At 51.4% G+C, this 26,536-nt stretch carries 21 protein-coding genes; 13 read left to right on the top strand and 8 right to left on the bottom strand.

Annotated features, from left to right (window positions below; translation table 11 throughout):
* Nucleotides 1–1,344, bottom strand: coding sequence for a KamA family radical SAM protein (locus KMZ15_RS00750; RefSeq protein WP_223693144.1), 1,344 nt, complete (start codon nt 1,342–1,344; stop codon nt 1–3).
* Nucleotides 1,345–1,379: 35 nt separating this feature from the next.
* On the opposite strand from KMZ15_RS00750, the gene KMZ15_RS00745 reads away from it, so the two are divergent.
* The gene (locus tag KMZ15_RS00745) at nt 1,380–1,661 is read left to right on the top strand and encodes a hypothetical protein (protein WP_223693141.1); all 282 of its coding nucleotides are present in this window, start codon (nt 1,380–1,382) and stop codon (nt 1,659–1,661) included.
* Nucleotides 1,662–1,685: 24 nt separating this feature from the next.
* Here KMZ15_RS00745 and KMZ15_RS00740 read toward each other — a convergent pair whose 3' ends face one another.
* From KMZ15_RS00740 to KMZ15_RS00725, 4 genes are all read right to left on the bottom strand, one after another.
* Nucleotides 1,686–1,913, bottom strand: coding sequence for a sulfurtransferase TusA family protein (locus KMZ15_RS00740; RefSeq protein WP_223694614.1), 228 nt, complete (start codon nt 1,911–1,913; stop codon nt 1,686–1,688).
* Between the two features lie 87 nt (nt 1,914–2,000).
* A complete protein-coding gene (gene alaS / locus KMZ15_RS00735) occupies nt 2,001–4,664 on the bottom strand; it encodes an alanine--tRNA ligase (RefSeq protein ID WP_223694612.1) in 2,664 nt (887 codons plus the stop codon).
* A 217-nt stretch (nt 4,665–4,881) separates the two neighbouring features.
* On the bottom strand, nt 4,882–6,180 hold the full coding sequence (locus KMZ15_RS00730) for an AAA-associated domain-containing protein (protein ID WP_223693139.1): 1,299 nt from the start codon (nt 6,178–6,180) through the stop codon (nt 4,882–4,884).
* A gap of 114 nt (nt 6,181–6,294) precedes the next feature.
* A complete protein-coding gene (locus tag KMZ15_RS00725; protein WP_223693137.1) occupies nt 6,295–8,067 on the bottom strand; it encodes an ABC transporter permease subunit in 1,773 nt (590 codons plus the stop codon).
* Between the two features lie 192 nt (nt 8,068–8,259).
* Between KMZ15_RS00725 and KMZ15_RS00720 the strand changes: the two genes are divergently transcribed.
* The 11 genes from KMZ15_RS00720 to nusB all read left to right on the top strand — a co-directional run bounded on the left by KMZ15_RS00720 (nt 8,260) and on the right by nusB (nt 17,061).
* A complete protein-coding gene (locus KMZ15_RS00720) occupies nt 8,260–8,526 on the top strand; it encodes a hypothetical protein (RefSeq protein WP_223693135.1) in 267 nt (88 codons plus the stop codon).
* 149 nt (nt 8,527–8,675) lie between these two features.
* Entirely contained in the window at nt 8,676–9,455 is a 780-nt protein-coding gene (locus tag KMZ15_RS00715) for an ABC transporter substrate-binding protein (RefSeq protein WP_223693133.1), read from the top strand.
* 9 nt (nt 9,456–9,464) lie between these two features.
* Complete coding sequence (locus KMZ15_RS00710) at nt 9,465–10,154, top strand: ABC transporter permease (protein WP_223693131.1); 690 nt, start codon at nt 9,465–9,467, stop codon at nt 10,152–10,154.
* Nucleotides 10,151–10,849 carry an ABC transporter permease gene (locus KMZ15_RS00705; RefSeq protein ID WP_223693129.1) on the top strand — a complete coding sequence of 233 codons (699 nt, stop codon included), beginning with the start codon at nt 10,151–10,153 and terminating at the stop codon, nt 10,847–10,849. Before KMZ15_RS00710 ends, KMZ15_RS00705 begins: the two co-directional genes overlap by 4 nt.
* A gap of 31 nt (nt 10,850–10,880) precedes the next feature.
* Nucleotides 10,881–11,660 (top strand): ABC transporter ATP-binding protein, encoded by a 780-nt coding sequence (locus KMZ15_RS00700; RefSeq protein WP_223693126.1) that lies wholly within the window; start codon nt 10,881–10,883, stop codon nt 11,658–11,660.
* A 64-nt stretch (nt 11,661–11,724) separates the two neighbouring features.
* A complete protein-coding gene (hemL, locus tag KMZ15_RS00695) occupies nt 11,725–13,008 on the top strand; it encodes a glutamate-1-semialdehyde 2,1-aminomutase (protein ID WP_223693123.1) in 1,284 nt (427 codons plus the stop codon).
* A 20-nt stretch (nt 13,009–13,028) separates the two neighbouring features.
* Nucleotides 13,029–14,180, top strand: a complete 1,152-nt coding sequence (gene ribD / locus KMZ15_RS00690) for a bifunctional diaminohydroxyphosphoribosylaminopyrimidine deaminase/5-amino-6-(5-phosphoribosylamino)uracil reductase RibD (protein ID WP_223693121.1) — start codon at nt 13,029–13,031, stop codon at nt 14,178–14,180.
* A 30-nt stretch (nt 14,181–14,210) separates the two neighbouring features.
* Nucleotides 14,211–14,846 (top strand): riboflavin synthase, encoded by a 636-nt coding sequence (locus KMZ15_RS00685; RefSeq protein ID WP_223693118.1) that lies wholly within the window; start codon nt 14,211–14,213, stop codon nt 14,844–14,846.
* A gap of 87 nt (nt 14,847–14,933) precedes the next feature.
* The gene (gene ribBA, locus KMZ15_RS00680; protein WP_223693117.1) at nt 14,934–16,055 is read left to right on the top strand and encodes a bifunctional 3,4-dihydroxy-2-butanone-4-phosphate synthase/GTP cyclohydrolase II; all 1,122 of its coding nucleotides are present in this window, start codon (nt 14,934–14,936) and stop codon (nt 16,053–16,055) included.
* Nucleotides 16,056–16,117: 62 nt separating this feature from the next.
* Nucleotides 16,118–16,630: a 6,7-dimethyl-8-ribityllumazine synthase gene (ribH, locus tag KMZ15_RS00675; protein ID WP_223693115.1), complete on the top strand. Its 513-nt coding sequence runs from the start codon at nt 16,118–16,120 to the stop codon at nt 16,628–16,630.
* Complete coding sequence (gene nusB / locus KMZ15_RS00670; RefSeq protein WP_223693112.1) at nt 16,630–17,061, top strand: transcription antitermination factor NusB; 432 nt, start codon at nt 16,630–16,632, stop codon at nt 17,059–17,061. The genes ribH and nusB overlap by 1 nt, the downstream gene beginning before the upstream one ends.
* A 45-nt stretch (nt 17,062–17,106) precedes the next feature.
* Here the strand turns inward: nusB and KMZ15_RS00665 are convergent, their stop codons facing one another.
* Nucleotides 17,107–18,279 (bottom strand): transglycosylase SLT domain-containing protein, encoded by a 1,173-nt coding sequence (locus tag KMZ15_RS00665; protein WP_223693110.1) that lies wholly within the window; start codon nt 18,277–18,279, stop codon nt 17,107–17,109.
* A 330-nt stretch (nt 18,280–18,609) separates the two neighbouring features.
* Between KMZ15_RS00665 and ubiD the strand changes: the two genes are divergently transcribed.
* Complete coding sequence (gene ubiD / locus KMZ15_RS00660; protein WP_223693108.1) at nt 18,610–20,154, top strand: 4-hydroxy-3-polyprenylbenzoate decarboxylase; 1,545 nt, start codon at nt 18,610–18,612, stop codon at nt 20,152–20,154.
* 514 nt (nt 20,155–20,668) lie between these two features.
* Here ubiD and KMZ15_RS00655 read toward each other — a convergent pair.
* Both KMZ15_RS00655 and KMZ15_RS00650 read right to left on the bottom strand, forming a co-directional pair.
* Nucleotides 20,669–23,284: a pentapeptide repeat-containing protein gene (locus tag KMZ15_RS00655; protein ID WP_223693106.1), complete on the bottom strand. Its 2,616-nt coding sequence runs from the start codon at nt 23,282–23,284 to the stop codon at nt 20,669–20,671.
* Nucleotides 23,285–23,779: 495 nt separating this feature from the next.
* A complete protein-coding gene (locus KMZ15_RS00650; protein ID WP_223693103.1) occupies nt 23,780–26,527 on the bottom strand; it encodes a pentapeptide repeat-containing protein in 2,748 nt (915 codons plus the stop codon).
* Between the last annotated feature and the right edge of the window lie 9 nt (nt 26,528–26,536).

Raw genomic sequence — 26,536 nt, 5'->3', positions numbered from 1 at the left:
TTATCCTCCTGATATTCTGCCCTGCATTTTCGCGCGCTCGACGACCATTCGCACCATCTCCCGCGCGCGGTCGTCGCTTGCCCAATCAGCTACAATCCCCGGCGAGAGACTGTGCAGCGGATCCGGATAAACGAATAGTTTTCCCGGCCTCACACCAGGAGCCGCGTAGACGGAAAGACCGGTCTCTTTGTCATATACCTCGTAGCTGTGAACATCACGCTTACCGCCGCCACCTGGCGCATCCACAACGAACAATGGAGTATTGTAGCCCGCCGTGATCCCACGCACGTGCTTCTCCAGATGGCGCGCAGAGTCGATTGACGTTCTCATATCTTCGATACCGCTGACCAGATCGCAGACGTAAGTATAGTAGGGGTGTATATGATTATCACTTAAAAGCTTGACCAGCCGAGTCATCTCAGAAAATCCGTCATTGACGCCACGCAGCAGGACAGACTGGTTGCGCACCATAACGCCATTTGTAAACAACAACCTCGCTGCATCCACAACATAGTGCGTCACTTCACGTGGATGGTTAATATGGGTATGAAACGAGATCTCAACCCCTTTTGCACGGCCCATGTCTGAGAGTCGAATGAGCGCATCCGTCCAAGCACGATCATTCATGATCTTCATCGGCAAAACGGAGAGACCTTTCGACGCAAACCGAATGCGTTTTAGTTTTCCCAGATTGATCAACTCACTGCCCAACTCCAACAGATGGCTCGCTTTTAGTCGAAAACAATCGCCTCCAGAAACGACTACATCGACGATAGCTGCAGACTTTCTAATCGCATCAATCGCCGACTTCCACCTGTCTGCAACCGGTGCATTACGATCCTTCGTAACCGTTGGTGTATCGACACCGACACTGTAACTCCGAGTGCAAAAACGGCAGTAAACAGGACATTTATCAGTCGCCAGGAACAACGCTCGATCTGGATATCGATGTACCACACCCTCCGAAATCTGATCGCCATGCTCATTTAACGAGTCAAGCCGTAGTAATGGGTGAGCGGCTATCATCTCTGATTTCAGGGGCAAAAACTGCCGACGAATTGGATCTTTTTTCGCCGCACTCCAGTCAATCAGTGACAATATGTACGGCGTAATTCTCATCGACATCGTCGAATCGGAGAGTCCCTCTGAAAGATCGCGGATAAATTGCTCCGCTACATTGCCCTGCAGAAGGTCGCGGATTTTTTCGGGGCGCATGATGCTATTGCGTTCTTGCCATGCAGGGTCAGAAAAATCTTGCTCACTGACCTCGCTATATCCGGGTATTTGTCTCCAGAAATCGCCGCTCAAAGTGAATTGACGTGGTGGTGTAAGAGCCTCTAACATTTAAACTTCCTCCTCAAAAGTCAAATGATATTCAGATGATGGGTGCAGCACGCGCACTCTCCAAACTGATTGATGAAATTGCCGAAGATAATCTCGGACACAACCAGACTCTGCTGTTTTCTCTTTTCTACATTCGCTTTGATCTTCTAGTTTTTCGACCAACGCAGGTCGATGGCTACCGCAGTCCTCCTCTAACTAAACGACCTTATATGAAAGGGTTCTGGTTTGCAAGGAGATTATTCCATGAGATCGTAGCAAGGATCGAGGCTGGATATCCGACTTTGAGAAAGAAGCGAAAACCTGCGAGCCCTCAGTAAAGCTGCTAACCAACAGAATTTGACCTAACGTCGACGCATCAATAAGGTAAAAACGTCATCCTGCGTTGATACTTCAATGATTTGATTACCGGTCTGCTTCGCAAACGCAGCAAAATCGCGCTGTGCGCCCGGATCAGTCGCGAGCACTTTTAAAATCTGTCCGCTTTGCATATCGGCAAGCGCTTTTTTTGCACGCAGAATCGGCAGTGGACAGTTCAACCCACAGGCGTCAACTTCTTTATCAAAATGCATCGAATTCTTCATGGCGTCGATCCGTTTAACTTTTATCTCGAAGATCTGAGAACAGTCGCAATAGGGTTGAATATAAAGTGAACATAGTCATAATTGACGTTCGATCCACTCTTTTACTGTAGTCAATGCTACGGGCAAAGCCGCTGGATGAGTGCCGCCGGCTTGCGCCATATCCGCCCGTCCGCCCCCCTTTCCGCCAACCTGCTGCGCGACAAAATTAACCAACTCGCCCGCTTTAACTTTGCCATTAAGCGGTGCTGTGACACCCGCAATTAAGCTGATTTTGCCACTGTTAACACTCGCTAATACAATCGCCGCATTTTTTAATGTGTCTTTTAGTGTGTCAACCGCTTCGCGTAAGATCTGCGCATCAGCACCCTCAAGCTGTGCTGACAACACATGTATTTCACCTACTTTGACCGCCTGCGCCGCCAGTGCGTCAAGCTGATAACCCGCCAATTTTGATTTTAATTGAGTCAACTCTTTTTCAAGGGCTTTAGAATGATCTTGCAGTTGTCCAATGCGCTGATTAAGCTCAGCGGGCTGAGATTTTAATAAGTGAGCCGCACTAGAAATGCGTTCATCCAATTCTTGCACAAAGCGCAGCGCCTGCTCCCCAGTAATTGCCTCAATGCGTCTGATACCGGCGGCAACCCCCCCTTCAAAAACAATCTTAAAGAGGCCAATATCGCCGGTGCGAGCAACGTGCGTACCACCACATAATTCGCGTGAAAAGCCGATATCGAGCACCCGCACTTGATCACTATATTTTTCGCCAAATAACGCCATTGCACCACTTTTTAGTGCGTCGTCATAGGACATTGACTGCGCCTGTGTCGAAACATTGCGCAAAATTTCGGCATTGACGATCATTTCAATACGTTGAATTTCAGCATGGCTCAGCGGTGCATGATGAGAAAAATCAAAGCGCGTCTTCTCCGCATCAACCAGCGAACCCTTTTGCTGCACGTGACTACCGAGTACGTCGCGCAGCGCCTTATGCAGTAAATGGGTGGCCGAATGATTACGGATGGTGTGCTGGCGGCGTTGACTATCAACGATGGCCTGTACAGCGTCACCCAATTTTAATTCGCCCCGCTCAAGCAGCCCATGGTGACCGGTGACCTCTGCCTGAATTTTTGCTGTATCCATCACTACAAAATGCGCGCCCTCAGGCTGAATTTCAGTGATTTGGGTTAATTCGCCTTGGTCGCCAGCTTGCCCGCCTGACTCTGCATAAAATGGCGTGGCGTCAAGCACCACAATACCTCGTTGCCCCGCCTGCAAACGTTGACTTAAAACACCATCCACATAGAGTGCGGTAATCTTCGCCTCCATCACACTGAGTTCTTGATAGCCCCTGAAAAGCGTTTTAGCGCCGCGATACTCAAGCGCATTTGACAAATTGAATTTACCTGCCGCCCGGGCTTGTTCGCGCTGGCGCTTCATGGCCGCATCAAAAGCAGCTTCATCAACGCGTATATCACGCTCGCGGCACACATCGGCGGTCAAATCGAGTGGAAAACCATAGGTGTCATGGAGCTTAAAAGCAATTTCACCCGATAGCACAATTGAACCTGCCTGGGCTTTAGTGCTAGCAGTGGCTTCGAGCTCGTTTAGAGCCGTTTCAAGCATACTCATGCCATTCGCGATGGTCTCAAAGAAACGCTCTTCTTCTTGGCGCAACAGGTCGGTCACCCGGTCTTGGGCCGCACCGAGCTCTGGATACGCCGGCCCCATTTCAGCGACCAGATCTTTCACCAGTTTATGAAAGAAGGGCTGTACGCAACCCAGCTTATAACCATGCCGGATCGCACGTCGAATAATCCGGCGTAATACATAACCGCGGCCTTCGTTACCGGCAATCACGCCATCGGTAATTAAAAATGCGCAGGCACGAATATGGTCAGCAATCACCTTAAGCGAATGATGGCTGGTATCGGCCACACCGGTTTCACGTGCTGCAGCATGAATCAATGCCTGAAAAAGATCGATTTCATAATTGCTATGCACCTTCTGCAAAACTGCGGCAATTCGCTCAAGCCCCATGCCTGTATCAACGCACGGTTTAGGCAGTGGCGTCAGCACACCGTGCGCATCCCGATTGAATTGCATAAAAACCAAATTCCAGATTTCAATATAGCGATCGCCATCTTCATCCGGTGAACCTGGCGGCCCGCCGAAAACCTCTGGACCGTGATCATAAAAAATCTCAGAGCAAGGACCACACGGCCCTGTATCGGCCATCTGCCAAAAATTGTCAGAGGCATAACGCGCGCCTTTGTTGTCGCCAATGCGCACAATCCGCGCGGCGGGCACACCAATGTCTTGCGCCCAAATCTCGTAAGCTTCATCGTCCTCTTGATACACCGTGACCCAAAGTTTTTCTGACGGTAATTGATAAACCTGAGTTAACAGTTGCCAGGCATAATGAATCGCATCGCGCTTGAAATAATCGCCAAATGAGAAATTGCCAAGCATTTCAAAGAAAGTGTGATGGCGAGCGGTATAGCCAACGTTCTCTAGGTCATTATGTTTACCGCCCGCGCGTAGGCTGCGCTGAGCACTGGTGGCGCGTACATAGGGACGCGCATCAGTCCCAAGAAAGACATCCTTGAATTGCACCATGCCAGAATTGGTAAACAATAATGTTGGATCGTTGGCAGGGATCAGGCTCGATGAGCGAACAATCGTATGATTTTTCGATTCAAAGAAGCGTAAAAATTTCTCGCGGATTTCGACAGCTTTCATGGCGGCAAGGGCAGATACGCTATCAAGCGTAATGAGTTTTAGCAAGCTATCGATTATACGAGATAGCGTGCCCGTTGCCGACTATATTTGACATCCTCGCCGGCCTAACTAAATGCTGGAGATTCCTATGGTGCTTGGTGCTGACATTGAGTCAGCTGCCAAGCCACTTTGCCGCGCACCGATCAGTTACTCTATGAGTAGCGTTGATAGGCGCTAGTCAATCGTCCTCTAAACTGAAGGTCTCGGATTGATCGTTGTAAGAGAAAATTTCTGCATACCGGCCCCAGTTGATCACCGCATCAAGCGTTTGTTCAGCAGCGCTGTCCGATAAAAAATCTTCTAATTCTTGCTCAAACCGCACGCGCGGCGCGCGGCGGCCAGGTCTTTCGTTTAATACTCGCTTGATCCAAGCCGCCAGTGGCACATTCCGCAGCAAGTGCTCGGCAAATATTTGCTTGCGTTCCTGAGTGCCGTATTCAGCAAATTTTTTGCCCGGCGGCGTGAGGAAAATATCGCCCTCGCGTACATCTGCAAAACCAAGGTGTTGCATCATCTCAGTGACAGGAAATAGATCATCCACTTCAAGATGAAGGGTGCGCGCGATTTCCGGCAAATCAGCTTTACCCCCGTAGGGAGGGGCGGCAACCGTTTCGATTAAACCCGCCATTAAGTTAGTCGATACCTCTGGCAACCAGCTACCCAACGTTAGGCCCTTACGCACTCCATCAGCATTCGAGCGCGTCGTCATTTGTGCATAAATATCATCAACCAAGCGCCTAAAGGCTGGGTCAAGCCGGTTGCGTGGATGCTTAAAAGGTACAGGAATTTCAGCAATGACTCGGCCGGGATTGGATGACAGCACTAAAATGCGGTCACACATAAAGACCGCTTCTTCCACATTATGCGTGACAATCAATATCGATTTAATGGGTAAATGTTTCTCACTCCATAGATCCAACAAATCTGTGCGCAACGTCTCGGCAGTCAATACATCAAGCGCTGAAAACGGTTCATCCATTAACAGTAAAGTTGGGTCAACCACCAGCGCCCGCGCAAAGCCAACGCGTTGCCTCATGCCACCTGACAACTCACGCGGATAAGCGCTCTCAAAGCCATCTAGGCCAATCAGATCAATCGCCGCCAGCGCACGTTGGCGCCGTTCACGCGCACCAACGCCGAGTGCTTCAAGCCCAGCTTCGACATTTTGCAGCACCGTGAGCCAAGGAAATAATGCAAATGTCTGAAATACCATAGCAACCCCCTCGGCCGGGCCGGTTAAAGGTTTGCCGAGGTATTCAATGTCCCCACCGCTGGGCTCGATCAAGCCAGCGATAATGCGCAACAAGGTTGATTTGCCAGAGCCCGAACGGCCTAGCAAGCCAACGATTTCACCGGCTTTTAATGTGAGGCTTGCGCCATCAAGCACCAGCAGCTCTCCCTGCGTTTTTTTGAAACCGCGCCGCACGTTGGTGACACGTAAAATTTCATCGGGGTGACTGAGGGCTGAATTGTGCATGGATCTCTATAAATCGTACTAAAATGAAGCGAAACAAAGCTACCGACTAACACCGGCGCACGTTGAGTAGTATGTCAAATCAGCGGCGGAATGGCCAGATTTTTTTGCTGCCAGTTAGCCAAGACGAAGCTTATTTTCAGCATAAGCATACATTGGACGCCATAACAGCCGGTTAAATAAAGTCACAAATAACACCATGACGGTAATGCCCAAAATGATACGAGGATAATGACCCGCCGTGGTCGCTTCTGCAATGTACGCACCTAAGCCGTGGGCGACGAACTTTGTATCACCCCATGAGACCACCTCAGACACAATACTCGCATTCCATGCGCCACCTACAGCTGCAATCGCCCCTGTAACGTAATAAGGGAAGATACCCGGCAGCATCACTTGCCGCCACCATTGCCAGCCACGAATTCGAAAATTAGTCGCCGCTTCCTTGAAATCATTTGGAAAAGCACTCGCGCCAGCAATCACGTTAAAGAGGATATACCATTGGGTACCCAGTATGATCAGCGGGGAGAGCCAAATATCCGGGTTGAGCTGAAAACGCGCAATCGTGACCACAAACACCGGAAACAAAAGATTAGCTGGAAACGCGGCCAAAAATTGCGCCAGCGACTGAATTTTTTCGGCTAACGCAGGTCGCAGCCCAATTAACACACCGATAGGCACCCAAATAATAGAAGCCAGCGCAATTAAAAGCACGACCCGCAAGAAGGTGGCAAAACCGAGGCTTAAGGCAAGTCCTAGATCGCCCCAGCCCACCCCCGTAGAGACATAGTTTGACACCCGCCAAACAAGATAGCCCGTAATCAGCAGTACCGTGCCGCTCCAGATCATGTCCGCGGCCTTTGCGGTCAAATTGATCCGGGGCAATTGAGCGGAAAATTTAGGCGCTGCCAAAAACACTGGCCTTCTAAATACAAAACGCACCGGCAAACGCGCTATCGCCGCTAAGATCCAACCCACGGGTACGAGTAAACAACGAATTAACCGTGTTCGGCGGACCAAATCAAGCAACCAAGATTCAGGCGCCATCCCCGAGCTTGTGGTTTCAAGACGGAATTTATCGGCCCAAGCAATCAATGGACGGAAGAGGAGTTGATCATAGGCCAAAATCACCGCCGTCATCGTTAAAATCACCCAGCCTACCGCCGTTAAATCACGCTGAGCAATCGCCTGCGCAAGATATGCCCCAATGCCAGGTAGGGTAATGGTGTGGTTACCCACCGTAATAGCTTCTGACGCAACCACAAAAAACCAGCCGCCTGACATTGACATCATCATGTTCCATACTAAGCCAGGCATTGAAAATGGAACTTCGAGCTTCCAGAAACGTTGCCAACCACTCAAATGAAAACTGCGCGACACTTCGTCCAGATCACCCGGTACCGTACGCAGTGATTGATAAAAGCTAAAGGTCATATTCCATGCCTGGCTCGTAAATATGGCGAAAATAGCCGCACACTCAGCTCCTATCACGCGGGCTGGAAAAAGAGCCAAGAAAAAAGCAACCGTAAATGAGATATAGCCCAACACTGGCACTGACTGCAAAATATCGAGTATTGGTATCAGGATTTTTTGCGCCCGCCGGCTTTTGGCCGCGAGGGTGCCATAGATCAGCGTAAAGATCAGCGCCGCGACCATCGCCGCTAACATACGTAAAGTTGTGCGCAACGCATATTCCGGCAAATTCGCCGGATCAAGCGAAATCGCTTGGGTTTTTAACGTAGTGAGTGGCGCCATGGTTTGCTGAAAACCAATTGCCGCCATTGCAATCACGCAAATGATTAACGGAAAAACAACAAAATCCCAGCGATTTGGGAGCAGCCGCCATGCTGAGGCAGCAGGTATAGGTAGCTTGAGAGCAGGCAATTTCATGCACTCACCGGTTAAAATAGGTTAAACATAACGTACAAGCAAACCGCTGCGCCGATGACAAAACAGCACGATACAGCACGTCTGCGATAAATTTTTATCACCTAACATATTAGGTCTATTTCCCTAATTCGTTATCCAGCAACAGCGTATGATCTAATTTCAACCGCTTTACCCGTAAGACAAGGAGCATGTATGAAAGGAAATTTTGTCATCGTCTGTCGCGATCAGGACGCGCCTGAGTTTGACGCCATTATGACGGAATATGGGGCATTCCAGACACAGCTCTCGTCAACCACTTGGTATTTAAAGCTAGAGGTTGCCCCTGAACTGATTCAAGAGGAAATCTTCGAGCGTTTAGGCAAATATACGACGCATTATATTTTCGAAACGACCGCGGTCACCTACAATACCGTCGACAGCGCAGCTGCTTCAGCGTTAAACACGCTCTTTGTTGAGTGAGCAAAACGCTTTAAAAACAAGGCGAAATGGCCCGGTCAAACTGCCGTAATAGCGGGATTCACCGGTTTCGTTTACATTATGCGACGCGCATGTCATCGCAAGTGTTCATGCTACGGTAAAATGCTGGCTTTTAACCAGAGATACCGATTATGAAAAGACTTGCCATTTGTCTAGCATTCGCGCTTGCCGCTGCTAGTGTAGGTGCGAAGGACTGGAAAGTCATTCGTTTCGGTGTTGACCCAAGCTACCCGCCTCTCGCATACAAAGCTCCCAATGGCCAAATACAGGGCCTCGATATAGATATTGGCGAAGCGCTCTGCGCTAAGCTACAAGCAAAGTGCATCTGGGTCGAGCAGGATTTCGACAGCATGATTCCGGCGCTAAAGGCGCGCAAATTCGATGCCATTTTGTCCTCTATGACGGTTACTGCACCACGCAAAAAGCAAATCGATTTTTCCAATAAATTATTCAATGCCCCCGCGCGCATGGTGGCCCTGGCAGAGGCAAAATTAACGCCAGATGCCAATCTGCTAAAAGGCAAACGGATTGGTGTGCAACAAGGCACTACGGCGGAAATTTATGCAAAACGACACTGGGCGCCCAGAGGGGTCAAAGTCATCGCCTATGCAAACCAAGATCTGGTTTATGCCGATCTTCGGTCCGGGCGACTTGATGCCTCACTACAAGATGAAATACAAGCCAATGTTGGCTTTCTAAAAACCCAAAGTGGCCGAGGTTTTACTTTTGCCGGTTCTTCTATTGCAGACCCCGAAATAATCGGACAAGGCGTTGCAATTGGCTTACGTAAAGGCGATACTGATCTGCAGGAGCAACTCAATCAAGCACTGGCTGAGCTCCGTCAAAACAGTACATATCAAGCATTAATCGAACAATATTTCAGCTGCAATAACGATAACGATAACGATTAGACCATACTCATGTTTTTACAGGGATACGGCCCATTAATTGTGCAGGGTACATGGCAAACCATTCAGCTCGCGCTGCTGTCGCTGGCTGTCTCATTCATGCTTGGGTTAGCCGGCGCCAGCGCCAAGCTCTCGAAAAATCGAGCGGCCGCGATGCTCGCTACCGCCTATACTACGTTGATTCGTAGCGTACCGGATTTGGTGCTGATGTTGCTGATTTTTTATAGCACGCAAATCTGGCTCAATAATTTAACGGACTTCATGGACCTCAACCCACTGGAGATTGATCCTTTCACGGCTGGCGTACTGACCCTCGGCTTTATCTATGGCGCCTATTTCACAGAGACTTTTCGAGGTGCTTTTCAAGCTGTCCCGCGTGGCCAGCTTGAAGCAGGCGCGGCGTATGGCATGACCCGATGGCAGATATTTCGACGCATTCTGTTTGCGCAAATGATGCGTTTTGCGTTACCCGGTATTGGCAACAACTGGCAAGTGTTATTAAAAGCAACCGCACTGGTCTCGATCATTGGCCTGTCAGACCTTGTCAAGGCAGCACAAGATGCGGGTAAGGGTACGCATAACGTGTTCTTCTTTGTACTCATCGCTGCCCTGATCTATCTTGCACTCACAGCACTTTCCAGCCTCGTCCTGCTCGGCTTAGAGCGCCGTTATTTGATCGGGGTTCGTAAGGCAGCGCTATGATCGAATTCTTGCAGGATTACTGGAAAGCCTATCTTTTCACGGATGGCTATCAATATACAGGTTTAGTGATCACGCTATGGCTATTAGTGGTGTCGATCGCTTTCGGCTTTTGCCTAGCAATCCCGTTGGCCGTAGCGCGAGTGTCGAGTCATCGCCTTATTTCAGTGCCGGTTCGGCTCTATACCTATCTATTTTGCGGCACTCCACTGTATATTCAGTTGTTGTTTTTTTATACTGGCGTCTACACTCTTAACGTTGTCCATACGACACCTCTGTTAAGCGATTTTTTCCGCGATGGCATGAACTGCACTTTACTTACCTTCGCCCTCAATACGTGCGCCTATACAACGGAGATTTTCGCCGGTGCAATCAAAGCCAGCTCGCCTCATGAAATCGAGGCAGCTCGCGCCTATGGCATGACGAAATTCACGCTGTATCGACGCATTATTTTGCCCTCGGCACTGAGGCGAGCTTTACCTGCTTATAGCAATGAAGTGATTTTAATGCTGCATGCGACAACCATCGCTTTTACCGCGACTGTACCCGATATCTTAAAAATCGCGCGTGACGCAAACTCTGCTAGCTATTTGACTCTTCAGGCGTTTAGTTTTGCAGCATTGCTTTATCTATGTATTTCGTTTGCGCTAGTTTGGCTCTTCAGGCGTGCAGAGCGGCGCTGGCTGGCTTACTTATAAACACCACACAAATCTATTTAGACACTCTTTCATGGATTCATCTCACTATAAATTAGTCGTTACCGATTTGCATAAAAAATACGGCGAGCAGGAAGTCCTTAAAGGTGTATCGCTGCGGGCCAAGGCGGGCGATGTCATCAGCATCATCGGCTCATCCGGCTCCGGCAAAAGCACGTTCTTGCGTTGCATCAATTTTCTTGAGCAACCCAACGCTGGACGCATCATTATTGATGGCGAGGAAGTGCACACGATTGCCGATAAGCAAGGCCAGTTGCGCGTCGCCGACCACACTTTATTGCAACGCCTGCGCACGCGGCTGGCAATGGTCTTTCAACATTTCAATTTATGGGCGCATTTAACTGTGCTAGAAAATGTCATCGAAGCGCCGGTGCATGTACTTGGCCTATCGCGCGCGCAAGCGCAAGAACGCGCCCGTCTCTATTTAGACAAAGTCGGGCTCGGACGCGACATTGAAAAGAAATATCCATCACATTTATCAGGCGGGCAGCAACAACGGGTCGCGATTGCCCGCGCCCTCGCCATGCACCCCGATGTTCTGTTATTTGACGAACCCACTTCCGCCCTTGATCCAGAACTTGTAGGTGACGTGCTCAAAGTCATGCAAACTTTGGCTAACGAAGGCCGTACAATGATCGTTGTGACCCATGAAATGGGGTTCGCGCGCCAGTTATCAAACCATGTGATTTTCTTGCATCGAGGACTGATTGAGGAAGAAGGACATCCTGATGAACTATTTTTGCACCCAAAAAGCGAACGGTTAGAGCAATTCCTTGCGGGCAGTCTTAAGTGATTGCATCTCGCCCATTTTTAACCTTGATTGTCTCCTAGGCGCTCTTTTTTCCGAGAAATGACCCATGTCCCGTAATCATGACCTATTCGCACGAGCTCAAAAAACCATTCCCGGCGGCGTTAACTCTCCCGTCCGGGCATTTTGCTCGGTGGGGGGGACGCCTTGTTTTATCGAACGCGCCTTAGGACCTCACTTTTGGGATGCCGATGGTAAGCGTTACATTGATTACATCGGCTCATGGGGCCCCATGATTCTCGGCCATTTAGATGCACAGGTGCTAGCTGCCGTCCAAACCGCGCTCACCCGCGGCTTTAGCTTTGGGACCCCAACCGAGGCTGAGATTGAGATAGCTGAAGAGATTTGTAAGCTGGTTCCCTCAATCGAGCAAGTACGGCTGGTCTCTAGTGGCACCGAAGCGACGATGAGCGCGCTGCGGCTCGCGCGAGGTTTCACCGGACGTCATCGCATTATTAAATTTGAAGGGTGTTATCACGGTCATGCAGACAGCTTGCTAATCAAAGCCGGCTCTGGGCTTTTAAGCTTTGGGCAACCAACCTCGGCTGGCGTGCCTGAGGCGATTGCTCAGCATACCACGGTGCTTGAATATAACAATCTGGCGCAACTCAGTGAAACCTTTGCATCAATCGGCGAAGAAATTGCGGCTGTCATCGTTGAGCCAATCGCTGGCAACATGAATTTGGTGCGCGGCACACCTGAATTTCTTCGGATGTTGCGCGAGCTATGCACTCAGCATGGCGCGCTCTTAATTTTTGATGAAGTCATGAGCGGTTTCCGCGTGGCCCTAGGGGGCGCACAAGCACTCTACGGCATTGCACCGGATTTGAGCTGTCTAGGCAAAATCATTGGGGGTGGCATGCCCGCCGCTGCATTTGGCGGGCGGCGCGATATCATGGCGCATTTAGCACCCCTTGGCGCCGTCTATCAAGCTGGCACGCTGGCCGGCAACCCGCTGGCTGTTGCCGCCGGACTGGCTACCTTGAAACGTCTGCAAGCGCCTAATTTTTATGACCAGCTAGAAGCCCGCACAGCGCGCCTAACAGCAGGCCTCACGCAAGCAGCCCACGAAGCCGGCATTACTTTCTCAACAGATCATGTAGGAGGAATGTTTGGCTTATACTTTGCTGCTCACCGGCCGACTTGCCTGGCCGAAGTCAGCCGTGGCAATCTCGAAAATTTCAATCCTTTTTTCCATCATATGCTCGCTGCCGGCGTCTACTTTGCCCCATCCGCTTATGAGGCAGGTTTTGTGTCAATCACACATGATGATACGGTGATTGATGCAACGCTTGCAGCTGCGCGCATGACATTCTCAGCATTGAAGCGTTAGCCTTAAGGTTTGCTTAGCTCATGTTTTCTAGCGCCGACTTCATTTATATGCGACGTGCCCTGACCCTTGCTGCACGGGGTCTGTATACCACCACGCCCAACCCACGCGTTGGCTGCGTATTGGTTAAAAACAGTACGGTGATTGGCGAAGGGTTTACGCAACCAGCGGGCGGCGCCCATGCGGAAATCCAAGCACTACAAGATGCTCGCACACGCGGGCATGACCCAGCCGGCGCTACCGCTTATGTTTCACTTGAGCCATGCAGCCATTTCGGCCGCACCCCCCCTTGTGCACATGCATTAATTGACGCACATATTGCACAAGTCATCAGCGCCATGGCAGATCCCAACCCGCAAGTCTGCGGCCAAGGCTTCGCTTTACTGCGTGCCGCCCAGATCGATGTGCGTTGCGGTTTACTCGCGCCAGAAGCCTATGAGCTCAATCTCGGCTTTATCTCACGCATGACGCGCCAGCGACCATGGGTGCGCGCTAAAATTGCCGCCAGTTTAGACGGTCGTACGGCCTTGCCAAGCGGAGAAAGCCAATGGATTACAAGCACCGAAGCACGCGCGGATAGCCATACCTGGCGCGCTCGTGCCTGTGCCATCTTGACGGGCATTGGGACCGTGCGCACGGATAATCCGCAATTGACCGTGCGCGGAGTTGATACGCCACGGCAACCGCTCCGGGTGCTGGTCGATAGTCAGCTGGAGGTGCCGCTCAACGCGCACTTATTGAATGGCCATGCTCCGCTACTGATTGTCTGTGCTGCAATCGGCGATCAGCGTGTGCAAAAGGCCAATGAATTGCGCGCACGCGGCGCCGAAGTCATCTCGCTTGCCGGCCACGCCCCCCATCAAGTTGATCTACCTGCGTTGCTGCGCTTGCTTGGCGAACGCGGCATCAATGAATTACACGTTGAAGCAGGTCACGGCTTAAATGGTGCGCTGCTCCAACAGCATTGCATTGATGAACTGCTCGTCTATTTAGCGCCCAGCTTATTATGCGATGCGATGGGCATGTTCAAGCTTGCGGCGCCCACAACGCTGGCACAACGAGTTACGCTTTCATTTCAATCCGTTGAACGCATTGGCAACGATCTACGCATCCTGGCACGCGTTGGCGCACTAGGCAGTACCATGGCGTTTCATTCCGCTTCTGGTACACATTAGTTTTTTCACTTCACCAAAAAAGTTAATCCAATGTTCACAGGAATAATCGCTACAATTGGTCAAATTGAAACCGTCAACTCGCTTGGTGATAACGCCGCTGGCGTGCGGCTTACCATTAATGCCGCTGCACTCGGCCTTGACGATGTCCATCTAGGCGATAGCATCTCGATTCAAGGAGCATGCATGACGGTTATCGCAAAAGATAACAAGAATGGGAGCGAGTATTTCAGTGTTGACGTATCACGCGAAAGTCTAACGTGTACGGTGGGGCTCGATGCACCAGGTGCTGTTAATCTCGAAAAAGCACTCCGCGCCCATGATCGTCTGGGCGGCCATTTGGTGGCTGGCCACATCGATGGGTTGGGTACCGTGACTCACTTCGCGCCTGCTGGCGAATCCTACGAGCTGCAGATACTGGCGCCTCACACGATAGGCCGTTACCTGGCCTACAAAGGTTCGGTAACAGTCAATGGAGTAAGCTTAACGGTTAACCGTGTGGTTGACCGCGTTGACGGCTGCGAATTTTTAATTAATCTGATTGCGCATACGCTTGAGGTCACCACTTTAAAACAGCTTAAAGTTGGCGCGCGCGTCAATCTTGAGGTCGATTTAATTGCGCGTTATGTTGAGCGCATTGTGAATACCTCAAAAGCCGCCTCAAGATAAGTTAAAAACACCACTAGAACCAACAGTAATATCCCTTTTGACACCAATAGCGTAAGATTCATATTTTACGCTCGCCGGCCCATCGCTATGTCTATTGCCTCTACCCAAGAAATTATCGCTGAGCTCAAAGCCGGCCGAATGGTTATTCTGGTTGACGAGGAAGATCGCGAGAATGAAGGCGACTTAATGTTCGCCGCAGATTTTGTCAGCCCAGAGGCGATTAATTTTATGGTCCGCTTCGCGCGCGGCTTAGTTTGTCTAACGCTCACGCAAGAACATTGTCAGCGCCTTAATTTGCCACTGATGACACAAAATAACGGGACGCAATATAATACAGCCTTCACGGTTAGCATCGAAGCAGCCCAAGGCGTTAGCACCGGCATTTCCCCGGCAGACCGCGCACGTACAATACAAGCTGCCGTGGCGCGAGATGCGCGGGCGGCAGATATCGTACAGCCCGGTCATATTTTCCCGGTCACGGCGCAGCCTGGCGGAGTGCTTGTGCGTGCCGGCCATACTGAGGCCGGCTGCGACTTAACACGGCTAGCGGGCCTTACGCCCGCCGCCGTGATTTGTGAAATCATCAACGATGATGGCACGATGGCGCGTTTGCCCGATCTGCTTGAGTTTGCGGCAAAACACTCCTTTAAAATCGGCACCATTGCGGATTTGATTGAATATCGCAGCCTCACTGAATCGATTATTGAACGTGTCGCCGAACGTACCATGCAAACTCCATACGGCCCATTCCACGCCGTGATTTATCGGGATAAATCCAACGGCGCCCCTCATATTGCACTTGTGCACGGCACACCACAGCCTGCTGGCACAACCCTCGTGCGAGTCCATGAACCGATGTCGGTGTTGGATTTACTTGAAACTGACACAGCCGCGCACTCCTGGACTTTGCACTCTGCTTTACAGGAAATTGCGTCCAGTGAATGCGGCGTGATTGTTCTCATGAACTGTAGTGACTCAAAAGAATATTTGTTTAATGCGTTTGAGGCTTATAATCAGCCAGAAAAAGCCGCGCAACTTAAACATCGTCCGGCGGACTTCAAAACTTACGGCATTGGTGCGCAAATCTTACGTGATTTGGATGTAGGTAAAATGCATGTATTGTCTAGTCCGCGTAAACTTCATGCGATGTCTTGTTACGGCTTAGAAGTGACTGGTTTTGTACCCATGCCAGGTGCTGCTGCACAATAAAAAATAATCTTTTATCGATGCGCTTTGCGCTCCTTATAACCTCATCTTTATAGGCCAAAATTATGGAAATCGACCAATATCAACCTGACCTTGACGGCAATGACCTTGCTATTGGCATTGTGCAATCGCGTTTTAACGAAGCGGTTGGCAATAGTTTAGCGGATGCCTGCCTTGAAGAGCTTGAGCGGCTTGGCGTAGACAGCGAAAATGTGCTGTGCATTACCGTTCCCGGCGCGCTTGAAATCCCATTTGCCCTACAAAAACTCGCCATGTGCGCGCAATTTGACGCATTGATTGCACTTGGCGCGGTGGTTCGCGGCGAAACCTATCATTTTGAAATCGTTTCAAATCAGAGCAGTACAGGCATTCAACAAGTCGCCCTTGAGTTCGACGTGCCAATTGCGAATGGCGTACTCACCACAGATACTGACGAACAAGCGATTGCCCGCATGACAGAAAAAGGCCGCGATATGGCGCGCGTTGCTGTCGAAATGGCAAATTTATCCACGGCTCTTGATCTTTCTTTAATGCTAGATGATGAGGATGACGAGGATGAAGATGAGGAAAATTTCTAATGAAAAGTGCACGTCGCCGTTCGCGCGAATTTGCAGTACAGAGCCTATACCAATGGCTACTCACCAAAGCCGAGGCCTCCGCAATCTGTGCTCACTTACAGTCTGCGCCGGGGTTTAATAAAGCCGACCGGGAGCATTTTGACGCCTTAGTACAAGGCGTAACCCGCGGCGCTGGCGCGCTCGACGCGCAATTAGCACCTTGCCTCGATCGGCCAACCCAGGAATTATCCCCGATCGAGCACGCTGTATTGCTGATTGGTGCGTATGAACTCACTCATCATATTGAGATTCCGTATCGCGTAGTGATTAACGAAGCCGTTGAAATCACGAAAACATTTGGCGGTACGGATGGGTATAAATATGTCAACGGTGTGCTCGATCGGCTGGCGGCACAGCTACGCGCAACTGAAATAAAACACGCGTCTCGCTAACCACTCATTTAAACGGTTCACTCGGCACGATTAGGCATTTCACTGTCATACACCCAACTCAGAAGGCTCTTGCCGGCCATCTATTTTTTGATTATTCTCACCCAGCTCAAGTGGAACCGTTCTTGCAGCTGGAATAATGACAATTTTAGGTGCCTGGGACGCCGCTATTGCGACGACTTTCTTTTTTGAGTTTTTAGGCACTGCATAAGCCGTGGCTACAAGCGGCTTTTTCGGACGCGACAGTACGGTGGTGCCGCGCGGAGTTTTATTATAAGCTTGGATCACTGCGCGGCTAGGCTTTTGCGGAAGATGAATTGATACATCACGCCCCTGCGCAACCTCACGTAAACGCCCGCGTTCTGCCTGCACTTTAGCACCATAAATACCATCATATTTTGAAATGGCGCCAACGTATAGACGCAATCCTTGTGCAAGCGACCCCCCTCTTACGATACAGTCCTTTAGAATCAAGGCGCCCACCTTAAGGTTAGCAAGCGGATCGAAGGCAGCGGCAAGCCCACCAAAATGGTCGAATTTGTCCGCATGCAACCTGGACATAACCTGCATCAATCCTTGCGCGCCAACACCACTTTCTGCATACGGATTAAATCTGGATTCAATAGCGATGACCGATAGCAGCAGCAACGGATCAAGGCCAAATTCTCGACCCGTCGTAAACGCCTCTTTGACGAGCTTGTTGAGTGGTTCACGCGCGACCCGATAACGACGCGCAAGATAATCCACAACCAGCATCCGTTCTTGCAGCGAAGCTAATATTTGATCATCACGCGCATCTGCCGCAACGCGGGCGGAGGTAATCTTGCGAACGCGTGCTTCAAATGAAGAAAGCCTCGGCCTAGCCAGTTTCTCAAGTCCTCCTGGGGCATCCCCAGCCGCATCATTAAAATGAACCGCGGCGGAGACCAGCGAAGGCTGCATTGTCGGCTCGCTTTTAGGGGATATCTGAAACACCGGCGCGAGCCGTATCATAAACGCCTGCCGCAATGCCGGCGACAACCAGCATAGTATTACGCCAGCAATGACCACCAGCCCCACTATGTGAGCAAAATAACGGCTCATTTGGGTACTGTGATGCCAAGCGGTGCGCACAGCGGGCGCGGACGCAAAGCTTAGGGCCCCTCGCCCCGCCATGCGATAAAACATCACCCGCAGCAGGCGAGTTGCATTAACGCCATACACACCTAGGTGAGAACTCACGCCCCGCCCAAGATAACAAAAACATTCATAGCATACTCGTAGCCGCCTGATAAAGGCCGCGATGAGCAAAGCTCTTGGCGTTTGTTGGTTAGAGTGGGGAGGTAAATGAGCATTCATGCCGGAAATTTTAGCAGGCTTTTATGGTCAGTCAATCCTATTAAAATTACATATGATTACTTTTGGTAATAAAGAAGGTGTTTTTTGATGAAACACGTGCATTTTTCCGGTTCCAATTTCGCTCCACCTTATGTCTTTTTTCTTCCACAATAAGTCTACGCATTTTTCAGTGACTCATCGAATACATCGGGCTAGGCCAGGTAAAATGGCGAAATGAAATATAAAGATCTGCGCGATTTTACCCACCAGCTCGAAACACTTGGCGAGCTACGCCGCGTGAGCGCACCGGTTTCCCCCATCCTTGAAATGACTGCGCTGTGCGATCGTGTACTACGCGCAGGCGGTCCTGCGCTATTATTTGAAAAACCAACCGGCCATTCAATGCCGGTGCTCGGCAATCTGTTTGGCACAACGCGGCGCATTGCGCTCGGCATGGGTGTCGATAGCACCCAGTCAGAAACCGATTCACTGGCTTCGCTGCGCGATATCGGGCGTCTATTATGCGAACTGAAAGAACCCACCCCGCCGCAACGACTTAAAGACGCCGGTAATCTGCTAACGCTGGTCAAAGCGGTGTGGGATATGGCACCAAAAACAATCAGTTCGCCCCCCTGCCAAGAAATTGTCTGGGAAGGCAATGATGTTGATCTTGCCCGGCTGCCCATCCAGACCTGCTGGCCAGACGATGCCGGCCCGCTGATTACGTGGGGGCTCACCGTCACGCGAGGGCCTCACAAAACCCGCCAGAATCTAGGCATTTACCGGCAGCAAGTGATTGGACGCAACCAAGTCATCATGCGCTGGCTTGCGCATCGTGGCGGGGCGCTTGATTTTCGAGAATTTGCCCTGGCTTTTCCTGGTCAGCCTTATCCTGTTGCTGTCGCGCTAGGCGCTGATCCGGCTACCCTGCTGGGCGCTGTGACCCCGGTGCCAGACTCTCTATCTGAGTACCAGTTTGCTGGCTTGCTGCGCGGGGGGCGCACCGAACTCGCCAAATGTATAACGCCTGGCTTAAGCGCATTACGCGTACCGGCTCGCGCCGAAATCGTACTAGAAGGCTTTATCTACCCAAAAGCTGATGCGACCTTGCCAGGCCCGGCGAGCTACGAGCACGCGCTCGAAGGCCCCTTTGGCGACCATACAGGCTACTACAATGAACAAGCCTTATTTCCGGTGCTCACGATCGAACGCATCACCATGCGACGTAATGCGCTTTACCATTCCACCTATACCGGCAAACCACCGGACGAACCCGCTATATTAGGCGTCGCACTCAATGAAGTGCTGGTACCCCTGCTACAAAAACAATTTACCGAAATCACTGATTTCTACCTACCGCCAGAAGGATGCAGCTACCGCATGGCGCTTGTGCAAATCAAAAAAAGCTACCCTGGCCATGCTCGGCGGGTCATGTTTGGTGTCTGGGGCTTTTTACGGCAATTCATGTACACGAAATTCATTGTTGTCGTAGACGATGACATCAATCTTCGCGATTGGAAAGAAGTCATTTGGGCCATTACCACACGAGTTGATCCAACCCGCGATACACTACTAGTTGATCAGACACCGATTGACTATCTCGACTTTGCATCGCCAACCGCGGGGCTCGGCTCAAAGATGGGGCTTGATGCCACGCATAAATGGCCAGGTGAGACTCAACGTGAATGGGGGCGGCCCATCACAATGGATAAAGAGGTCACACGCCGGATCGATGCCCTCTACGAAGAGTTAGCGCTGGCGGCTCATTTCAAGGCATGAAAGTGAGGCAGCAAAACCGTGGCCACGGCTTAGTATGCCGGCATTGCTCAATCGCTTAGCCAGCCTACATTGCTCAGCCAATAGCGGTGACCGTGCCAACCATAACCATGCTGCCCCAATCCCGACCCCGGTAGCCATAGCAATAATATTCAGGGGGCGGGGGCATAAATAGGACCAGCGGGGGCATTTAAACAGAGATTTACGGTTTCGCCCTCGCGTATATGGGCCAAGGTATGATTGTCCACCGCGTCCCTTTATTTGCGCAGCTCTCATCCATCCAGTTCCGCAAGCTGATTTACCAGATTTTTGCTGCTTTGATCGAATTTTAGCGCAATCTGATCTGCGAAAAAGTTAAGGCAGCTCATGGACGTAAAGGCGGCAGGCCAGAGGCTTCCAACAAAGATAAGCAGGTGTTGGCAGTGAAACTCTATGATGGATCAGCGAGAGCAAAACCGTAAATCTCTGTTTAAATGCCCCCGCTAGTCCTAATACGACGCTTTTAACTCAGCATCTTTCACGCTAAATCCGACAAGACGGCAGCGCCTCGTTGCTTCAACAGCGTTAGATTCATTTCGCTTAACCCAGCCACGCCTTCCACTAACGTATCTTCCACCATCAGCTTATGATCCGGTGGTGACATCCAACGCAGGTGCGCATGAACTCCATCCACCCTTTCTATCAACTCCCACTGCCGAACCAGCTTATCGCCACTGCCAGCCAACAGATAGGAACCCTCCGGCGTCGCTTTCCAGGCTACACTATAGACCGCCTCGGCAAAATCTTGAATTACGCTTAGACACTCACCCGAAGCGACCTCCCACAGACGCACTGTCTGGTCTAAACTCCCCGAGGCGATCTGCTCACCGCTTGGCGAATACACCACGCTCCTAACAGGGTCGGTATGTCCTTCTAAGGTGTGCACAGCCGCTCCGCTGTGCGCGTCCCACAGCCGCACCGTCTTGTCACCACTCCCCGAGGCGATCTGCTCACCGCTCGGCGAATACACCACGCTCCTAATAACGGCGGTATGTCCGCGTAAGATGTGTCCAGCCGCTCCGCTTTGTGCATCCCACAGACGCACCGTCTTGTCAGAACTCCCCGAGGCGATCTGCGCACCGCTCGGCGAATACACCACGCTACTAACAGGGTCGGTATGTCCTTCTAAGGTGTGCCCAGCCGCTCCGCTGTGCGCGTCCCACAAACGCACCGTCTTGTCAGAACTCCCCGAGGCGATCTGCGCACCGCTCGGCGAATACACCACGCTATTAACAGAGTCTGTATGTCCGCGTAAGATGTGTCCAGCCGCTCCGCTTTGTGCATCCCACAGACGCACCGTCTTGTCCTCACTCCCCGAGGCGATCTGCGCACCGCTCGGCGAATACACCACGCTCCTAACATAGGAGGTATGTCCTTCTAAGGCATGCCCAGCCGCTCCGCTTTGTGCGTCCCACAGACGCACCATCTTGTCACCACTCCCCGAGGCGATCTGCTGGCCGTTGGGTGAATACACCACGCTAAAAACATAGGAGGTATGTCCTTCTAAGGTGTGCCCAGCCGCTCCGCTTTGCGTATCCCACAGACGTACCGTCTTGTCACCACTCCCCGAGGCGATCTGCGCACCGCTCGGCGAATACACCACGCCCATAACATAGGCGGTATGTCCGTGTAAGGTGTGCCCAGCCGCTCCGCTGTGCGCGTCCCACAAACGCACCGTCTTGTCAGAACTCCCCGAGGCGATCTGCGCACCGCTCGGCGAATACACCACGCTATTAACAGAGTCTGTATGTTCTTCTAAGGTGTGCACAGCCGCTCCGCTGTGCGCGTCCCACAGACGCACCGTCTTGTCATGACTGGCCGAGGCGATCTGCGAACCGCTCGGCGAATACACCACGCTCCTAATAACGGCGGTATGTCCGCGTAAGGTGTGCCCAGCCGCTCCGCTTTGCGCGTCCCACAGACGCACCGTCTTGTCATAACTAGCCGAGGCGATCTGCGAACCGCTCGGCGAATACACCACGCTCCTAACATAGGCGGTATGTCCGCGTAAGGTGTGCACAGCCGCTCCGCTGTGCGCGTCCCACAGACGTACCATCTTATCATCACTTCCCGAGGCAATCTGCGCACCGTTCGGCGAATACACCACGCTATTAACAGAGTTGGTATGTCCGCGTAAGGTGTGCACAGCCGCTCCGCTGTGCGCGTCCCACAGACGTACCGTCTTATCATCACTTCCCGAGGCAATCTGCGCACCGTTCGGCGAATACACCACGCTATTAACAGAGTTGGTATGTCCGCGTAAGGTGTAGGATTTTTTCCAATTCGAGGTCGTATACACGCTGATCGTGCCGTTATTAAGCCCTACCGCACAGTTTTTCCCATCCGGTGAATACGCGCAGGAATACACGGCACTCCCTTCTTGGAGATAAGCCCATTCGCCAAACCGCACCCCAGCCATCTTGGCGGCGCTTAAATCCGCATGGCACAGCCAACTATTACTAAAATTGACTTGACTTAAATCCGCTCCTTGCAACTGCGCAGAATCAAACATCCCATAACTTAAGTCTGCCCCAGGCACGCGTATCCCTTTGAGGTCTTGACTATTGAATTGCACGCCAGTTTTCACTAACAACGTCAGCGCATTCGCCGCTATCGCCTGCACCTTTTCTGTTTTAGACCTTTCCACCCAGCTCAATAATTTCTCTTTGAGCTGTGCATTTTGGTGAATTTTTTCTCGTAAAAAACTGAATACTTCGGGGGCATTAAGCAGGCATACCAACTCAAAAAACGCCAATTTCTCCACCACCTTATCGAGTTGCCCTGCGTCCGATAAGGTTTCTAATTGACCCAACGCAAACTTCTTTAACCCTTCGTCTGAGCTGATGAGAGATCCTTGATATTGGGCTTGAGTCCTCTCTTTGATCAGATGTAGCTTCAAAGCGGGCGCTTCTATCGATTCTCCATCGCGAGTCACGGTGGTCAGTGCTTTAAACAGCGCATGCCGGCTCGAACCATCTAGCGATTTTTCTATTTCTTCTTGTATTTCTAAAGGAAGCTTGAGGAATAAAGACGCGACGGTTTTTTGCGTGGCTGGATAATGCGTTAGGGCAGAATTCGAAATGGAACTGAGCATCAAGATTCTCTTATTTATTTAAAAGCTTGGTTTAAATCATCCCAGTCAGCCTGGGCTACTTTCAACCCACGATGTGAGCGGTCGAATTTTATATGCTTTCTTCGACACAGTTGAACAAAACCACCGACGGTGATTGGCTTCGAGTTGCCACACATTAAAAGTAACCCAAGAGTGGTAAAAAATAATACGTTGACTCACATCATTGGTAACCGAAGAAAGGATAATTATCAATGATGAAAAAGCATGCCAAATCAGAAACCCCTGTTCAACGTTTATTGGCAAATCCAGCCAGCAACTCTCAACAAAAAACAGCTCTGAAAAACATCTACAATAATCTTAACCCTTTCGTTTTGCGCTCTACTATTCAGAAAAAACTTAACGTTATTTTTAAACGTGTTAGGTTGCGTATTTCAGAGCATCGTGACCGATTTATGTACAATCTTAACACCTTCGCTTGCATCACTTTATCGGTCACGATAACTCTGAAACTGGCGGTCACGATCGCTGAAATACGCACTCAACCGCGGCTCCACGTTGCGTCAAAAGCTTTTTGTTTACGCAGCTTAAGCCTTGCACGTCCTGGATAAAGGTATTCAACACGGTCAGTCTGTCAGGCATCGAACTCCAGCACAGACGTACCTGATGACGATCTTTCTCTGCTATGACCTGCCATACGCGAACAGATTTATCGTCACAGCCGGTCACCAAATAAGTGCCACTGGATGTCGTTTCCCAGGCGACGCTATTGACTCTTCCATGAAAACCTCGCAGCACCGATAAACACTGGCCGGAGGCCACACCCCACAGCCGCACCGTTTGGTCTTCACCGCTCGAGGCGAGTTGCTGGCCGCTGGGTGAATACGCCACGCTATAAACAGAGTGAGTATGGCCTAGCAAGGTGGGGCCGGGGGTGCCGGTTTGCGCATCCCACAGTCGTACCGTCTTGTCCACACTGCCCGAGGCGATCTGCTGACCGCTGGGCGAATACGCCACGCTCCAAACTCTGTCGGTATGTCCTTGTAAGGTGGGGCCGGGGGCTCCGGTTTGTGCGTCCCACAGCCGCACCGTCCTGTCCCGACTGCCGGAGGCGATCTGCTGGCCGCTAGGCGAATACACCACGCTATAAACAGGGTGGGTATGACCTAGCAAGGTGGGGCCGGGGGCTCCGGTTTGTGCGTCCCACAGCCGCACCGTCTTATCCACACTGCCGGAGGCGATCTGCTGACCGCTGGGCGAATACGCTACGCTCCTAACCGCGTAGGTATGCCCTCGTAAGATAGGGCCAGGGGCTCCGGTGTGCGCGTCCCACAGTCGCATCTTCTTGTCCTGGCTGCCCGAAGCGATCTGCTGACCGCTGGGCGAATACGCTACGCTCCAAACCGAGGCGGTATGCCCTCGTAAGATGGGGCCAGGGGCTCCGGTGTGCGCGTCCCACAGCCGCACCGTATGGTCCTCACTGCCCGAGGCGATCTGCTGACCGCTGGGTGAATACACCACGCTACTAACAGGGGAGGTATGTCTTTGTAAGATGGGGCCGGTGGCTCTGGTTTGCGCGTCCCACAGCCGCACCGTATGGCCCTCACTACCCGAGGCGATCTGCTGACCGCTGGGCGAATACACCACGCTACTAATAGCGTAGGTATGCCCTCGTAAGGTGGGGCCGGGGACTCCGGTTTGCGCGTCCCACAGCCGCACTGTATGGTCTTCACTGCTCGAGGCGATCTGCTGACCGCTGGGCGAATACACCACGCTACTAACACGGCCAGTATGCCCTTGTAAGGTGGGGCCGGGTTCCCCGGTTTGCGTGTTCCACAGCCGCACCGTATGGTCATCACTGCCCGAGGCGATCTGCTGACCGCTGGGCGAATACACCACACTCATAACAGACTCGGTATGACCTTGTAAGGTGGGGCCGGGAGCACCAGTTTGCGCGTCCCACAATCGCACCGTATTATCCCAACTGCCCGAGGCGATCTGCTGACCGCTGGGCGAATACGCTACGCTCCAAACCGAGGAGGTATGCCCTTGTAAAGTGGGGCCGGGAGCACCAGTTTGCGCGTCCCACAATCGCACCGCCTTATCCCAACTGATCGAGGCAATCTGCTGGCCGCTGGGCGAATACACCACGCTCCTAACCGAAGAGTTATGCCCTTGTAAGGTGGGGCCGGGTTCCCCGGTTTGCGCATCCCACAGCCGCACCGTCATGTCTGAACTGGCCGAGGCGATCTGCTGCCCGCTGGGCGAATACACCACGCTCACAACAGAGTTGGTATGCCCTTGTAAGGTGTGTGCGAGGGATCCGGTTTGTGCGTCCCACAGCCGCACAGTATTGTCTGCATTGCCCGAGGCAATTTGCTGCCCGTTCGGCGAATACACCACGCTCATAACAGGCTCGGTATGACCTTGTAAGGTGTGGATTTTTTCCCAATTCGAAGTCGCATACACGCTGATCTCGCCATTTCCAAGCCCAAAGGCGAACGTTTTCCCATCTGGTGAATACACGCAGGAGTACACCTCGCTCTCTTCCTGGAGAGACAGCCATTCGCCAAACTGTACCCCTGCCATCTGCGCCTCGCTTAAGTTCGCTTCGCGCAGCCAGCTATTGTGAAAATGGACGTTTCTCAAATCCGCCCCTTGCAACTGCGCCGAATCGAATACCCCAAAACTCAGATCCGCCCCTGCAACCCGGATTCCCCTTAAATTCTCTCCATTAAACTGGACACCGCTTTTCACCAAGATCGTCAGCGCATTCGCCGCGATGGCTTGCACTTCTTCTGTTTTTGAACGTTCGACCCAATGCAGCAGTTTTTGTTTTAAAACCGGCGCTTGTTGGATTTTTTCCCTCAAAAATCCAAATACGGCTGGATCGTCAACAAGACGCAATAGCTCAAATAATTTAGCTTCCTCTACCACTTGAGCGAGTTGTCTCGATTCCCATAGCTTTAATTGATTCAACGCAAATGTCCGCAAGCTCACATCTGATCTGGCCAGAGCTTGTTGATATTTAGATGGAATCTTATGCAGCAACAAGTGCAATTTAAGGATAGGTGAGTCTATAGGTTCGCCATGGTGCGTTACCGTAATCAACGCTTCAAAGAGCGCCTGCCGGGCAGATGAGTCCAGATGACTTTCTACTTCTTCTTGGATTTCAACCGGTAGTGAAGATAATGAAGGCGTTAGAGGTTTTTGTACGACAGAATAGGACGGAATAGCAGTGCTTGGAATATAAACTGACATAGACATCTTTAGGTT

Source organism: Mycoavidus sp. HKI, from assembly GCF_020023735.2.
GTDB lineage: Bacteria > Pseudomonadota > Gammaproteobacteria > Burkholderiales > Burkholderiaceae > Mycoavidus.
The sequence above is the reverse complement of the archived record's forward strand: the minus strand, read 5'-3'. Positions and strand labels throughout refer to the sequence as shown.